Source organism: Aquella oligotrophica, assembly GCF_002892535.1.
In the GTDB taxonomy this organism is placed as follows: domain Bacteria; phylum Pseudomonadota; class Gammaproteobacteria; order Burkholderiales; family UBA11063; genus Aquella; species Aquella oligotrophica.
In genome coordinates this window covers 887471-901884 of record NZ_CP024847.1, presented here as the reverse complement: position 1 = coordinate 901884, position 14414 = coordinate 887471, and the positions used below count along the sequence as shown (strand labels likewise).

At 37.1% G+C, this 14414-nt stretch carries 17 protein-coding genes and 1 pseudogene; 12 read left to right on the top strand and 6 right to left on the bottom strand.

Features of this window, described 5'->3' with window-relative positions; genetic code table 11:
* Nucleotides 1-150: 150 nt before the first annotated feature.
* The 12 genes from CUN60_RS04205 to CUN60_RS04150 all read left to right on the top strand — a co-directional run bounded on the left by CUN60_RS04205 (nucleotide 151) and on the right by CUN60_RS04150 (nucleotide 8246).
* A complete protein-coding gene (locus CUN60_RS04205) occupies nucleotides 151-624 on the top strand; it encodes an NUDIX domain-containing protein (RefSeq protein ID WP_102950823.1) in 474 nt (157 codons plus the stop codon).
* Nucleotides 625-628: 4 nt separating this feature from the next.
* Nucleotides 629-1684: a tRNA 2-thiouridine(34) synthase MnmA gene (mnmA, locus tag CUN60_RS04200; protein WP_102950822.1), complete on the top strand. Its 1056-nt coding sequence runs from the start codon at nucleotides 629-631 to the stop codon at nucleotides 1682-1684.
* Nucleotides 1685-1716: 32 nt separating this feature from the next.
* Nucleotides 1717-2559: an isopenicillin N synthase family dioxygenase gene (locus CUN60_RS04195; RefSeq protein ID WP_102950821.1), complete on the top strand. Its 843-nt coding sequence runs from the start codon at nucleotides 1717-1719 to the stop codon at nucleotides 2557-2559.
* Between the two features lie 32 nt (nucleotides 2560-2591).
* Nucleotides 2592-2801, top strand: a complete 210-nt coding sequence (locus CUN60_RS04190; RefSeq protein WP_102950820.1) for a DUF3460 family protein — start codon at nucleotides 2592-2594, stop codon at nucleotides 2799-2801.
* Nucleotides 2801-3454: an O-methyltransferase gene (locus tag CUN60_RS04185; RefSeq protein WP_102950819.1), complete on the top strand. Its 654-nt coding sequence runs from the start codon at nucleotides 2801-2803 to the stop codon at nucleotides 3452-3454. The genes CUN60_RS04190 and CUN60_RS04185 overlap by 1 nt, the downstream gene beginning before the upstream one ends.
* 18 nt (nucleotides 3455-3472) lie before the next feature.
* Nucleotides 3473-3883 carry an ExbD/TolR family protein gene (locus tag CUN60_RS04180; RefSeq protein WP_102950818.1) on the top strand — a complete coding sequence of 137 codons (411 nt, stop codon included), beginning with the start codon at nucleotides 3473-3475 and terminating at the stop codon, nucleotides 3881-3883.
* Nucleotides 3876-4652: an energy transducer TonB gene (locus tag CUN60_RS04175; protein ID WP_102950817.1), complete on the top strand. Its 777-nt coding sequence runs from the start codon at nucleotides 3876-3878 to the stop codon at nucleotides 4650-4652. Before CUN60_RS04180 ends, CUN60_RS04175 begins: the two co-directional genes overlap by 8 nt.
* Nucleotides 4653-4684: 32 nt before the next feature.
* On the top strand, nucleotides 4685-5911 hold the full coding sequence (locus CUN60_RS04170; protein WP_102950816.1) for a PD40 domain-containing protein: 1227 nt from the start codon (nucleotides 4685-4687) through the stop codon (nucleotides 5909-5911).
* Nucleotides 5912-6001: 90 nt separating this feature from the next.
* Nucleotides 6002-6424: a hypothetical protein gene (locus CUN60_RS04165; RefSeq protein WP_102950815.1), complete on the top strand. Its 423-nt coding sequence runs from the start codon at nucleotides 6002-6004 to the stop codon at nucleotides 6422-6424.
* An 86-nt stretch (nucleotides 6425-6510) separates the two neighbouring features.
* Complete coding sequence (locus CUN60_RS04160) at nucleotides 6511-7083, top strand: OmpA family protein (protein WP_102950814.1); 573 nt, start codon at nucleotides 6511-6513, stop codon at nucleotides 7081-7083.
* Between the two features lie 2 nt (nucleotides 7084-7085).
* Nucleotides 7086-7814 (top strand): tetratricopeptide repeat protein, encoded by a 729-nt coding sequence (locus CUN60_RS04155; protein WP_102950813.1) that lies wholly within the window; start codon nucleotides 7086-7088, stop codon nucleotides 7812-7814.
* 69 nt (nucleotides 7815-7883) lie between these two features.
* Entirely contained in the window at nucleotides 7884-8246 is a 363-nt protein-coding gene (locus tag CUN60_RS04150) for an Mth938-like domain-containing protein (protein ID WP_102950812.1), read from the top strand.
* Here CUN60_RS04150 and CUN60_RS04145 read toward each other — a convergent pair.
* From CUN60_RS04145 to ftsH, 6 genes and pseudogenes are all read right to left on the bottom strand, one after another.
* A complete protein-coding gene (locus tag CUN60_RS04145; RefSeq protein WP_102950811.1) occupies nucleotides 8243-8929 on the bottom strand; it encodes a copper homeostasis protein CutC in 687 nt (228 codons plus the stop codon). The two genes, CUN60_RS04150 and CUN60_RS04145, sit on opposite strands and share 4 nt — an antisense overlap.
* Before the next feature lie 9 nt (nucleotides 8930-8938).
* Nucleotides 8939-9571 carry a YqiA/YcfP family alpha/beta fold hydrolase gene (locus tag CUN60_RS04140; protein ID WP_102950810.1) on the bottom strand — a complete coding sequence of 211 codons (633 nt, stop codon included), beginning with the start codon at nucleotides 9569-9571 and terminating at the stop codon, nucleotides 8939-8941.
* Nucleotides 9572-9632: 61 nt separating this feature from the next.
* Nucleotides 9633-10424 carry a hypothetical protein gene (locus tag CUN60_RS04135; protein WP_102950809.1) on the bottom strand — a complete coding sequence of 264 codons (792 nt, stop codon included), beginning with the start codon at nucleotides 10422-10424 and terminating at the stop codon, nucleotides 9633-9635.
* A 168-nt stretch (nucleotides 10425-10592) separates the two neighbouring features.
* Entirely contained in the window at nucleotides 10593-11210 is a 618-nt protein-coding gene (locus CUN60_RS04130; RefSeq protein WP_222593296.1) for a DedA family protein, read from the bottom strand.
* Nucleotides 11211-11212: 2 nt separating this feature from the next.
* On the bottom strand, nucleotides 11213-12529 hold the full coding sequence (glmM, locus tag CUN60_RS04125; RefSeq protein WP_102950808.1) for a phosphoglucosamine mutase: 1317 nt from the start codon (nucleotides 12527-12529) through the stop codon (nucleotides 11213-11215).
* Between the two features lie 63 nt (nucleotides 12530-12592).
* Nucleotides 12593-14401, bottom strand: a pseudogene (gene ftsH, locus CUN60_RS04120) (ATP-dependent zinc metalloprotease FtsH); the annotation flags it as partial.
* Nucleotides 14402-14414 lie beyond the last annotated feature (13 nt).

Sequence of the window (14414 nt, the reverse complement as noted above, 5' to 3'; positions counted from 1 at the left end):
TGTTTATTAAACCAAACCCAAATGACTAAATACATTAAAAAATTCAACAATCCTCAATACATAACTAGCCCCTCTCCTTTTAAAGAGCATAGCTATCGTTATAGTTTTTCGATGTATAATTATGAGTAGATCGATAATGAAAGCGTGTAAATGCCAAATATTCATATAACAGTTGCGGCAGTGGTAGAACATCAGGGTAAATTTTTACTGGTAACTGATATTACTTCAAATGGACATAAATTAAATCAGCCAGCAGGACATGTTGAAGCTAATGAAGACATAATTGCAGCGGTTATTCGCGAAGTGTTTGAAGAAAGCTCTATGAGCTTTATTCCAAAAAAGCTGATTGGCATCTATCTATATAATCCAAATCCTGAGAATACTTATCTCAGATTTTGCTTCAAAGGCATAGTTACAAATATTCATGAAACACCAAAACCGATAGCTAATGATGATGGAGTCATTGCAGCGGATTGGTATGATCTGGAAACAATCAAATCACGCAGGAACGAATTACGCAGCACTCTAGTCATGAAATGTATTGATGATTATCTTGCAAAGATTGAGTTCCCACTTGAAGTACTAGCTAACCACCGTGATAATCTAACGGTATATCTGGATTAAAAATATGGCAAAAATCGTAATGGGGATGTCTGGTGGTGTTGATTCTTCCGTGGCTGCATATTTATTAAAGCAAGAAGGACATGATGTAACTGGCATATTCATGCAAAATTGGGAAGATGATGATAACGATGAATACTGCACCATCAAGGAAGACAGCCTAGATGCAATTGCCGTGGCTGATGTATTAGGAATAGACATTGAGATAGTTAATTTTGCCAAAAATTATAAAGATCGAGTATTTAGTTATTTTCTTGATGAATATCAGGCAGGTAGAACGCCAAATCCAGATATCTTATGTAATTCCGAAATAAAATTTAAGGCCTTTCTTGAACATGCCTTGACTCTTGGTGCTGACTATATTGCAACTGGTCATTATGTTGGAAAAACTAGATTAGCCGATGGTGAGCTTCTAATGAAAGCAGAAGATAGCAATAAAGATCAGAGTTATTTTCTTTATCGCCTAAATCAGTATCAAATAGCACATTCGCTATTCCCACTAGCCAAAATCACCAAACCGGAAATCCGTAAACTGGCAACGGAACTTAATTTACCGAACGCCAATAAAAAAGATAGTACTGGGATTTGTTTTATTGGAGAACGACCATTTCGCGAGTTCCTACAAAAATACTTACCTACTAAGACTGGCAAAATGGTCACTCCAGATGGTAAAATAGTTGCCGAACACAGTGGCTTAATGTATTATACTATCGGACAACGCAAAGGTCTTGGGATTGGCGGACAAGGCGAGCCATGGTTTGTAGCTGATAAAAATCTAGCTAGCAATGAGTTGATCGTCGTGCAGGGGCATAACCATCCACTATTACTTAAAAAGTCTCTTACTGCTAGGCAGTTAAGCTTTGGACTCGATAAACTCCCAGCTGAAGGGATTTATACCGCAAAAACTAGATACCGAATGCAAGATGCAAAATGCAACTTAAAGATAACAGGTAATGACGAGATAACACTTGATTTTGATGAAGCGCAATGGGCAATTACACCGGGACAATCAGTAGTAATTTATGATGGTAATTTATGCCTTGGTGGCGGAATAATTTTATAAACTAATTAACACTTAATCTTCTGGAGAAAACCATGCATGTAGCTCAGGTTGATTTTAAATCAGCAAATGCCAGCCCGGAATTTGCTAAATCACTAAAAGAAACTGGATTTGCAGTAATTAAGAACCATCCAATAGACACTCAATTAATGGCGGATGTTTTCAATGAGTGGAAAGAGTTTTTCGCCAGTGACTATAAGATGAATTATGTTTATAAAAATGATACACAGGATGGTTTATTTCCAATGAATGTATCAGAGAAAGCCGTAGGTTATAGCGTTAAAGACATTAAAGAATTTTATCACTATTATACGTGGGGACAATACCCGAAAGAATTAAGTAACAAGACAAAAGACTTATATCAACAAATGAATCTGGTCGCAGTAACCCTACTAAACTGGGTTGAAGAAAACCTTCCTGAGGATATCCGTAAATCATTGTCAGAACCACTCACTAGCATGATTAATGGTTCAAACCAGACACTAATGCGGATACTTCATTATCCACCACTAACTGGCAATGAAGAAAAAGGTGCAGTTAGAGCTGGTGCTCATGGTGACATTAATCTTCTAACCGTGCTCGTTGCTGCCTCACAGTCAGGCTTACAAGTAAAAGGAAGTGATGATAAATGGTATGATGTACCCGCTGATCCGGGGATGTTAGCAATAAACATTGGCGACATGCTAGAAACAGCAACTAATGGATTTTATAAATCAACCCTACATCAGGTAATTAATCCGCTAGACGATAGCAGACATTTATCTAGGTACTCAATACCGTTATTCTTACATCCACGTCCTGATGTAAGGCTTTCTAGTAGTAAAACCGCCGGTGAGTTTCTTGAAGAGCGCCTACGTGCACTAGGCATAAAAAAATAAAATATTAAGTTAACTAAATAGGAAATAGATAAATGAAAAACACTAAATATGTATCAGAAGCAACTGAATTTCTTAGAGGTCTAATAAATAAACCAGAGATTCGCGAAGATCAGCACAAAATGCGCTCAACTTGGTGGGATAAAGGATTTATTGATCAAGAAGAACAAGAAAATTATGCAAAAAACGAAATAAAACATGACGGATACGTTTATTTCAGTTATCCAGCCAATAAAAATAAATAATGCCCAAAACAGTTATCACTGATGAGCTGTATCAGTACTGCCTTGATAAAGGAGTTCGCGAACATCCCGCTCTAGTTAGTTTACGTCAGCAAACACAGGCTCAACTAAAAAATAGCCAAATGCTTATAAGCCCCGAACATGGTGCTTTTTTGGCTATGTTGATTAAACTAATGAATGTCAATTCTTATCTTGAAGTTGGAGTTTTTACTGGCTACAGTACACTATGGGCGGCTCTATCTCTACCTGAAACAGGTAAAATAGTTGCTCTTGATATTAGCGCCGAACATAAGGTTATGGCAGAATCGGCATGGGATGCCGCCAAAATTAGAGACAAAATAGAATACATCATTTCGCCAGCTAAAGAATCAATGCAGTCATTAATAGCAAAAGGTGAGTCATTCGATCTGGTTTTTATTGATGCCAACAAATCACAATATCTAGAATATTATGAATTGGCATTGCAACTTGTTTCTAGTGGTGGACTTATAATGATTGATAATGTGCTCATGTACGGACAGGTACTTGAAAATACCCCTGCCAAAACCTATATAAAGACTTTACAGAAGCTGAATGATTTAATCAAGGAAGATCCACGAGTTGACATATGTATGCTTCCTTTTGGTGATGGCATAACGCTGGCACGCAAAAAATAATATAATTTCAGGATTTTTATGAAACGACGGATAAGACGTGATTCACTACATAACCAGATGAATGTGGTGCCATATATTGATGTAATGCTGGTATTGCTAGTAATTTTCATGGTAACGGCACCAATGTTTACCCCAGGAGTTATTAACCTGCCAAGCGTAGGCAAAGCTGCCCAAGTAACCAAACAGCCACTTGAAATCAATATCAACGCCGACGGTAGCTACACCATGACCCAAGATGGTAAGACCACTCCTGTTGGCGCTCTTAATGATCTAATAACCAAAGCAATGAGTTTAGCTAAAGATGACACCCCGGTAGTAATTGCTGCCGATAAAACTGTACAGTATGACAAAGTCATAAGTGTAGTTGATAAACTATATAGCTCAGGAATTAAAAAAGTCGCACTGGTAGTAAAACAGAAAAATGGTTAAAGAACATAATAAAAGTAGTACAATATTTTCTCTAGCAATGCATATTGGCATTGCTATTCTGCTATTTTATTTTAGTAAACCAATCTCGGTACTTATCCCATCCCGCTCAGACGGGATTGAAGTAAGCCTGGTGTCAATGCCAAACCAGACAGTAATGCCCTATACTCCAAAAGTAAAGGTTACTGCTCCAACGCCGATAAAAACGATGGATACACCAGCAGACATTAATGTAAAGCAAAATAACCAAAGTAAGCCACAACCAACTCCGGCAGCTACTACTCCACCAAAGGTAGAAGCAAAACCAGTTGAAAAGCCAGTTACTAAAGATAATAATCAGACGCAATCACCGACAACAGCTAAACCTAAAACGGCAAAAAACCAAAAAGCAATGATCAATGACCTACTTGGTGATGTAATGTCCACTAATACTACCTCAGTCAGAAAAGGAAAAGCGGTTGGAGGCAATCCAAACGGAACCAGCGATAGCGATAATTTGATAGGTAATTATGCGGATCAGGTAATTAATGCAGTTCGTCCATTTGTGGTTATTCCAGATGATGTTAACCCCAATGCAAAAGCTGTTGTAAAAGTTATCCTTAATCCGGACATGAGCGTACGTCAGGTTAGTTTGATAAAATCAAGTGGAAATGATGCCTATGATCAGAATATCCAAACTGCTATCAATCGCGTAAGAGTATTCCCACCCTTACCTGACAATGCCCAGTTTGTAGATTTTCGAGTATTACGTTTAACATTTAGACCACAATAAATGAAATTTTTAGCTAGGAGTTAAAATTGACGATGAAAAAAATATCACTACTTTTGTTAATGAGCCTATGCGGCTATACATATGCTGACCAAAATATTGAAATTGTTGGGGGAAATAGTGCCGGAAACCCTAAGCTTGCAATAGTGAGCTTCACTAATGAAAGTGGCAATATTTCTGATGAATTGACCAATGACTTTAAAGTTACTGGTGAATTTAACGTACTTAACTATGCAAATGCTGATGCAATAGAAAGTGGAGTTCAATATAGTATAAGTGGCGCAATTTCACAAACTGCCGATGGGCAAATGCAACTTAAATACAAATTAACCAATGTATTGACCAATCAGGTAATGCTTGATCAAACAGCAGCATTTAACAGCAAATTTCTCCGTAAGGCTGTTCATGCTGTAAGTAACAATATTTACCAAAAGCTAACTAATACACCTGGTGCATTTACCAGTAGAATTGCGCTTACTGTCGAAGAGGCGCCTAAAAAATACTCCATTGTTATTGCTGATTATGATGGTTATAACCCAAAAACAATTTTGACTACTGCTCATCCAATTACCTCATTAGCCTGGGATAAGTCAGGTCAATACTTAAGTTATGTAACCTATGAGACAGGAAAACCAGTTGTTTACGTACAAAATCTACAAAGCGGCAATCGATATATAGCCGCCAATTTCAATGGCTCTAATTCTTCACCAGTCTTCACTCCTGATTCGCAAAAACTGCTAGTAACACTAAGTAAAGATTACGGATCACATATTTATATGGTAAATAATGGAAAATATACCTCAGCAAGTCATGCAAGTCCTATAGTTAATTTCGGGACTATTGATACTGAAGCTGATATTTCAAAAAATGGAAAAGTGCTGTTTACTACAGACCATGATGGTGGACCGCAAATATTCCTGACTGACTTAAACGGATCTACTCCAATGCGTATTACCCAAGGACTCGGTAAATATAATACTACAGCACGCTTTTCTAATGATGCAGGCAAAATCACCTTTATTAACCGCAATAATGGAGTATTTCAAACTTATGTTATGGATCTTACTACACAAGCAGCATATCCAGTTAGCCCAAATGCTCACCATGACATAAGCCCAAGCTTTGCTCCAAACGATAAACTAGTATTGTTTTCAAGCGATGACTCAATATACATAAGTAATGTAACAGGTACTACACTGACCAAGCTTAATAACTTAAACTATATGCATATCATTGACCAACGTTGGGCAAAAAATTTCTGATAAGCTTAAAATAATTTATCAATGTTGTAATATGTTCACATTTTATAGTATAATCGAGATAGTAAATAAATACATGGAAGGTACTCTACTATGTTTAAAAAAATTATTATGGTTGGGATGTGTGCTGGATTTGCAACGGTAGCCTTTGCAGATACGGATCAGTATAATGACCCTACTGTAAACTCTCTTGCAGCAAGCAGCCAACAGTTTCCTTCAGAAAATAAATTAACCGGAGAAAAAGGTAAAACCTATAATTCCCCAGATGCCCCTGAAGTAAACAAACCAAATGTTAACTCGTTTGCAGCAAGTAGTCAGCTTTACCCGCAACAAAATGAACTAACTGGCAAAAAGAAACAGAAATACTATACAAAAGACGAAATGAAGAAAAAGAAAAACAAACCAAATGTTAACTCACGGATGGCAAGTTCAGAGCAATTCCCGGAACAGGATTCATTTAATAATGATGGCAAAGGATATAGTAATAATAAATCAAATTCAAGTGGTGGTAAATAATAAAACTTTTATATTTAACTTAAATACTGTATAATCACTGCTGGTGGTTAAATCCATATTAACTTAATATCCAGAAAGGAAGACATATGAAAAAAATTTTAGCTTTGCTTATCGCTGGTGGGGCAATGGTTGCATGTTCTTCAAACAAAGCTCCTGAAACCGATATGAAAGCTGTAGCTTCTGCTCCTGAGCCAGTAGCTTCTGCTCCAGTAGCTTCTGCTCCTGAACCTGTTGTTACTAATCATAATAGTGTGTATTTTGGTTTTAATAAATACGATATCAAAGATGACTATACTGGTATCATCAAAGCAAATGCTGACTACTTGGCTGCTCACAAAGATGCTAAAGTTCAAGTACAAGGTAATACCGATGATGTTGGTTCTGTAGAGTATAACTTGTCATTAGGTCAAAAGCGTGCTGATGTAGTTAAAAAAGCTTTAATTGCTAATGGTGCTACAAAAGCTCAAGTTGAAGCAATCTCAAATGGTAAGTTAAAACCTAAATACGACAATAACTCTTCAGCTACACGAGCTATGAACCGTCGTTCAGACATCAATTACACTGCTGGACAACCTACTGGCTACTCAACTGATAGCAATGGTGTTCCAACTGTTGATGGTAGCGTGTACAATGGTACAGTTACTGAAGGTGTTGAATAACTATGAAAAAAAGTTTGTTGACAATTATAGGATTGTCAGCAAACCTTTTTCTTATAGGTTGTGCTGACGATCAAGCGCGTCAGCAAATTGCTGATACCAATCAACGCTTGAGTCAAATCCAGCAAAATGTTGGAGTCTTAGATAATAAAGTTTCAAATCAGAAATTAATTGATTTATTAAATCAAATAAACGATTTGCAAACACAAATTAATCAATTAAATGGACGCGTATCGAACCTTGAACAGGGACAAAAAACTGGTCAAGGTGATCAGAATCAACAGGTTCAGGCTCTAGAATTAAGAGTACAAGCTTTGGAAGATGCAGCTGGTTCCAAACCAGTGTCTAAATCGGTAACTACTTCCGCAGTTGCGAACAGTAACCCTGAATTGCAAGCTGCAATTAAAAAATTGCAAAATAAGCAAGTTCCTGAAGCAATAACTGATTTACAAAACATTGCCAATGGATCAGATAAAGCAGCAGCGGCTAGTGCCAACTATTATTTATCTGTAGCCTACGTTGCTAATGGTGAATACAAAGAAGCAATTACCCAAGCAAATAAATTTATTGCGGACAACCCAAATAATAAATTTGTTCCCGATGCAATGAGAGTAGTTTATATTTCCCAATCACAACTAGGAAATACAAAAGCAGCAAATGCTACAGCTAAAAAATTGATAAAAAGCTTTCCTAATAGTGAAGCTGCAAAAAAAGTTGCTAAACAGCTTCAATAGTCGAAATGTCTTGGAAAGTTGAACAAAAAACTCAGGCTTATTCAAGCTTGAGTTTTTTAAGGAAAAAATATGCAGGTTAATTTACATAGTAATGAAGGCAATCAATTTACTAACTATTCAACAAACTCCGTAACAATTAATCAAGTTGAATATAGTACGAATTTATTGGTTACACCCAATGCAATTAAGCCAGTTAGTATTAGCTTTATTTCAGAATTAACAGACACACTATTAGATGAAATTCTTAGCCATAAACCAGATATAATAATTTTTGGCACAGGTAGCTCAATTAAATATCCAGAGCGTAATATTTTAATTAAATTACAACAATTAAGAATTGGCTTTGAGGTTATGCCTGTTGCCGCATTATGTAGAACGTTTAATTATTTAATTGGTGAAGGAAGAAACGTCGTGGGGGTAGTCCTATTTTAAAGTGATTGAAGCTGTATAAATAACTCGTTAAATAATGATTGTTCCAATTTATTATTTACTCTAACTCCAGTGCCAATATGTAATTGACAAACATTCAAGTATCTAGCAAGTATTGATGCATTCTGAGGATTAACTCCACTACCGGGAAGCAACTTAGCACCACCTATACACGACTTTTCCTGCATTAATTGTAAAGTATTAATCCCTTCCATCGCAGTTGCTTTACCACCAGAACTTAATACATTATTAACTGAACAACCATAGCTTTGCAACTCACTAAATGCGATAACAGGATCAGCTGATTCATCTATTGCCCTATGGAAAGTTAAGTCTGCCTTACCATCTATAAACTTAATTACAGCCTCTAGTGTCTTAGCATCAATTCGCCGATTACTATCCAGACAACCAAAAACAACTCCATTTATTTTTGTGTGAGAAAGCAGAAAATCTATTTCTTCCAGAATGGTATACAGATCATGTTTATCATATAGAAAACTCTTTGCATGCGGACGAACCATTACATTTACAGGAATAGATACATTAGCACAAACATTTTTCGCTAACTCGAGGTTTGGAGATAACCCACCATCATCAAATGAATGAATCAGTTCTATACGTCCAGCACCAAATTTTTCTGCAGCTATTGCCTCCTCAAGGCTGGTAGCAATTATCTCAATCAACATAGTAATATCCTAAATATCATTAATAAAACTATTTGCAGCTATCCATATTTCCTCAATTTTATCTTCCATTCCATGCTCACAATTAAGGACTACTAATTTAGCAAGCTGATTTTGCCTCTGATAGACATGACTTACCTCTACAGGTATAGTCTTATCATATTTACCATGAATAAGCAATACTGGCAACCCTCGCTTAAAGTCCCTGTCTTTAATATTCTGCATATCATGAATGAAATCATATTTCAGTGGAACCTCACACTTGGCGCCACTATGAAATATATTATATACACCCTGCTTCTGCCATTTTTTGATATTATCAACGCCAAGCTCTTTATCCCATACATTTTTTATTTCTATTGCAGGAGCAAGTAAAATCAATTTCTTAACCTGTATATGCTCTTCCGCAAGAATAAGCGCAAGTAATCCCCCAAGGCTTGAACCAATCAGACAATAATCAGTATCATTAGAAATTAACTCTTTAAGGTATAATAGTTGGGATGAGACTTTTAAATTTGTGAAATCACCTAGATTTAAATCAGGTATTAATAATTCACTTCCAATAAGGTCAAACTTGGATTTAAAGAACTGCGCTTTATATGATTGTGGGCTAGATGCGAACCCGTGTAAATAGATATATTTCATACGTTGAAGAATAAAAAAGCTAACTCATACTTATAGTTAGCTTATAAAAATAAATTCATATTTAATAAGTTAAACCGATTGATACTAAACCACCAACAGTGCTTTGGGGAACCCAAACGCTAGCCCCTGCCCCAACAAGACTTTGAGTATAATATGAATTCTGATAAAAACCTTTGGCACCTAGCTGTAAACTACGCCAAACATTAAATTTTGCGCCAAGTGTTGTAGTATATAAATAATTATCATTTGGAGCTAGCCCTTGAGTAACAGGTGCTTGACTCGCATTGTAAACAGCATTTTGATCCAAGTAAACATCAAATACATCATTGATACGAAAATCTACCCTACCGCCAATTCCAAATGTCCAAAAATAGTCCTGAGTTAAATTTGTAGTCGTTCCTGCATTATTAAGAGTATAAGATGAAAGATTGGTATTACGCCCAACAAGACCATATGGTATTAAAAGTAAATGATCTGGAACAACAGCAAAGGCATAACCAACACTAGCATTAATCCCACCAAAATTAGGCTGAGAACCCGTGGTACTCCCTAGAGAACTAACGGCAGGATCCACTGCTTGGCTATAATAGGTTAGCAGGCTGGCATTTACGTCAAACCACACACCAACATTAAATAAATGTTCAACTTCAAGGTTGATAAACTGAGAGTTATTTACTCCACCTGTGTTACCATTAGTCAAATTTCCTGAAGTAGTAGCGTACCCAACATTATACTCATTATCAAATTGCTGAAAAGCTGCGTACTCATTAGTCGATTGCGCTGAATTACTGCTAGTAGCAGCATAACTAAAACTAAAGAGTGAAGCTAGAGAAAATGCTATAAGATTGCGCATTTAACGTACTTTCAGAATAAATTTTAATAACTAATTCTATATCAAGAAGAAGCCATTGTCAAATATACCAGAAATAAAAACCACTAAAACAGCAGCAAAAATTTCACCACCCAAGGCAAATATAAATAACAAATTGATCTATAACTGTTTTTTAAAATAAAATTAGTGTTAATTCGATTTAGTTTTGTTCTTTTTTACAACAGAAACAATTAGCCAGATTATAAATATTATAGCTAGAATTGAGATAATGAATGTTTCGCTCTGTTTAACCCAGTGCAATAAGTCATCAAGATCATGAGCAAAATAATAGCCTGCGTAGACCCATAATGGAACACTAATTAATGCCGCTCCTCCGTCCATTACCAGAAACTTCCAGTATGAAACACGACGGCTAATTCCTGCCGTCACAAATATTGGCGCACGAAGCCCGGGAAGAAATCTTGCAACAAACAAGATCCGGTTACCATATTTATGAACTTTTTCCTGCATTTGTTGGTAACGTTTTTCAGTAAATACATTTTTAACTAATGGAACATTTTTTACCCTTGGACCAAGGAGTTTACCAAGCATAAACATGGTTCCGTCACCAACAATAACTCCAAGCAAAGAAACTACAACCATTAGATGTACATCCATTGACGCAGCCAATCCACAAATAACCCCACCAGCAACCAAGGTTATATCCTCAGGAATAGGTATACCAAACCCACAAGCTATCAATACCAAAAATACGGCAATATAACCATATACAGTAAAAAAAGCTATAAGTTCGTGTAGTATTTCCATCGCTATCCTTTAATAGCTTCCGCAATTTTATTTGCCCAGTTTATTGCGGTATCAGAATTTTTAGCTTCTACCATTACTCGAACTAAAGGCTCAGTTCCACTTGCCCGAACAATAATTCGCCCATCATTACCAAGTGCAGCACTAGCTTCATCCATCGCAGCTTTACTCGCTAACTGCCAGTCTTTAACATTTTCAGTTAACCGGACATTTACCATCGTTTGCGGATATTCTTGCCAGTCAATCACGTCTTTTGGTTCTCTACCCAAAGAAACTATCCCTGACAATACCTGCAATGCAGCAATTATACCATCACCAGTTGAATGTTTATCAAGACATAAAATATGCCCAGAAGCTTCGCCGCCAACTAACCAACCGCGATTTAATAACTCTTCAACTACATAACGATCACCAACTTTGGCTCGAACAAACTCATAGCCTTGATTTTTCAATGCCACTTCCATTGCCATGTTAGTCATCACCGTACCGACTACTCCAGGTAGCTTATGACCCATATTAGCATATGCCTGAACTATCAGATAAATTAATTTGTCACCATTTAACAAATTGCCATATCTATCGGCAATAACTACCCTATCGCCATCACCATCAAAAGCAACACCATAGTCAGCACCAGTTTTCTTTACTTCTTCAAGCATATTTTCTGGACTGGTCGAACCAAACTCCGCATTGATATTCAAACCATCAGGATTACAGCCAATTTTAATAACTTCTGCACCAAGCTCTTCAAATACGTGTGGTGCTACATAATAAGTCGCACCGTGTGCGCAATCAAGCACAATTTTAAGCCCTTTTAAATCAAGAGCGTTAGGAAAAGTACTTTTACAAAATTCAATGTACCTACCACGTGCATCATCAAGCCGCCTTACCTTACCCAGTTGACTGGCAATAACCATTTCTCCATCAAGTGCAGCTTCAATTTCAAGCTCAATATCGTCTGGCAGCTTTGATCCATTTCCTGAAAAAAATTTTATCCCATTATCATGATAGGGATTATGTGAAGCACTAATAACAACACCCGCAGATAAGCGCAAGGTCTTAGTTAAATAAGCAATTGCCGGTGTAGGAAGCGGTCCAGCCATATATACATCTACGCCCGCATAGGCAAAACCAGCTTCAAGAGCTGACTCAAAAAGATAACCAGACAAACGGGTATCTTTACCAATGATTACTGCCGGGCGCTTTCTCCTATTTGCTAATACCTTCCCTGCCGCATAGCCAAGGCGCAAAGCGAAATCTGGAGTAATCGGAAAAGTTCCAACTCGACCACGGACTCCATCAGTACCAAAATATTTACGCATACCAAATAATTCCGTAACTATTTACACTAAAGTCGTAGTGACTTCCTGATTATTACCATAATTCATAATATATTCGATATCTTTAGCATCAATAGTTTCTTTTTCCAATAGCATTTTTGCCATCATTTCAACCTTGTCAGAATTATCAACTAATAACTGTTTGGCAAGCTTATACTGAGTTTCCAATATATTACGAATTGTTTCATCAATTTTCTGCATAGTTGCTTCAGACACATGTTTAGTCGAAGTAACACTTCTACCCAAAAAAACTTCCGATTCATTTTCACCGTATATTACTGGTCCCATCTCTTCAGTCATACCAAATCTTGTAACTATCCTACGAGCAAGATCAGTAGCTCTTTCAAAATCATTACTTGCACCTGTTGTCATCTGCTTCATAAATACCTCTTCAGCAACGCGCCCACCAAATAAGATCGCGATCTGATTCATTAGGTAATCTTTGGTATAAGCATAACGATCTTCTTCCGGTAACTGCATGGTTACACCTAAAGCACGTCCACGCGGAATTATCGTCACCTTATGCACAGGATCAGTACCCGGCAACAATCTAGCAACAATAGCGTGTCCTGATTCATGGTAAGCAGTATTTTTCTTTTCTTCATCATTCATAACCATTGAGCGACGTTCTGCACCCATGATAATTTTGTCTTTTGCATCTTCAAAATCATGCATATCAACTAGCTTTTTATTTCGTCTTGCAGCGAATAAAGCAGCTTCATTTACCAGATTAGCCAGATCAGCACCAGAGAAACCTGGAGTACCACGCGCAATCACAGAGCCTTCTACATCATTAGCAACTGGGACTTTACGCATATGTACCGTAAGAATCTGTTCGCGACCTTTAATATCTGGTAAAGGAACCACAACTTGACGGTCAAAACGACCTGGACGCATTAATGCAGGATCAAGAACATCCGGACGGTTGGTTGCGGCAATAACGATTACGGTTGTATTCGTATCAAAGCCATCCATTTCAACTAGCATCTGATTTAAGGTTTGCTCGCGCTCATCATTACCTCCACCTAAACCAGCACCACGCTGGCGACCAACAGCATCGATCTCATCAATAAATATAATTGATGGAGCCGTGCGTTTTGCCTGTTCAAATAAATCACGAACCCGTGAAGCACCCACACCAACAAACATTTCAACAAAATCTGAACCGGAGATACTAAAAAATGGTACGCTCGCCTCACCAGCAATAGCTTTAGCAAGTAATGTTTTACCTGTTCCCGGTGAACCACTTAACAATACTCCCTTGGGAATTCGTCCACCAAGATTCTGATATTTCGTTGGATCTTTTAAATAATCAACTATTTCAACCACTTCTTGCTTTGATTCTTCACATCCCGCTACATCGGTAAATCGGATAAGATTTTCTTTACTATCGATCATTTTAGCACGACTGCGCCCCATACTGAAAACACCACCGATTCCGCCACCACCTTTACCACCAGACGCTCCACGCATGAAATAAATCCAGACGCCAATTAGAAGCAGCATTGGGAACCATGAAACAAAAATATTCATTAATAGTGACTCTTCTTTTGGCTTCGCCTGAAAAGTAACTTTGTTTTTTATAAGATCATTTACTAGCTGAGGGTCAAACGGTGCGAAAGTAGTGAATTTGGTATCATCCTTACGGACCCCATTAATCCATTCACTTTGCATATTATTACCTTCAATAACTATGCTTTTAACCTGACCGCTTTCAAGCTCTGTAATAAATTGAGAGTATGGAATTGTGTTACGTGAATCCTGTTTTTCGCTAAATTTGTTAAAAACGACCATTAACCCAAGGCCTATTAATAACCAGATTAATAAGCTTTTGAATAAATTACCATTTCGCATATAATGTGTCCAA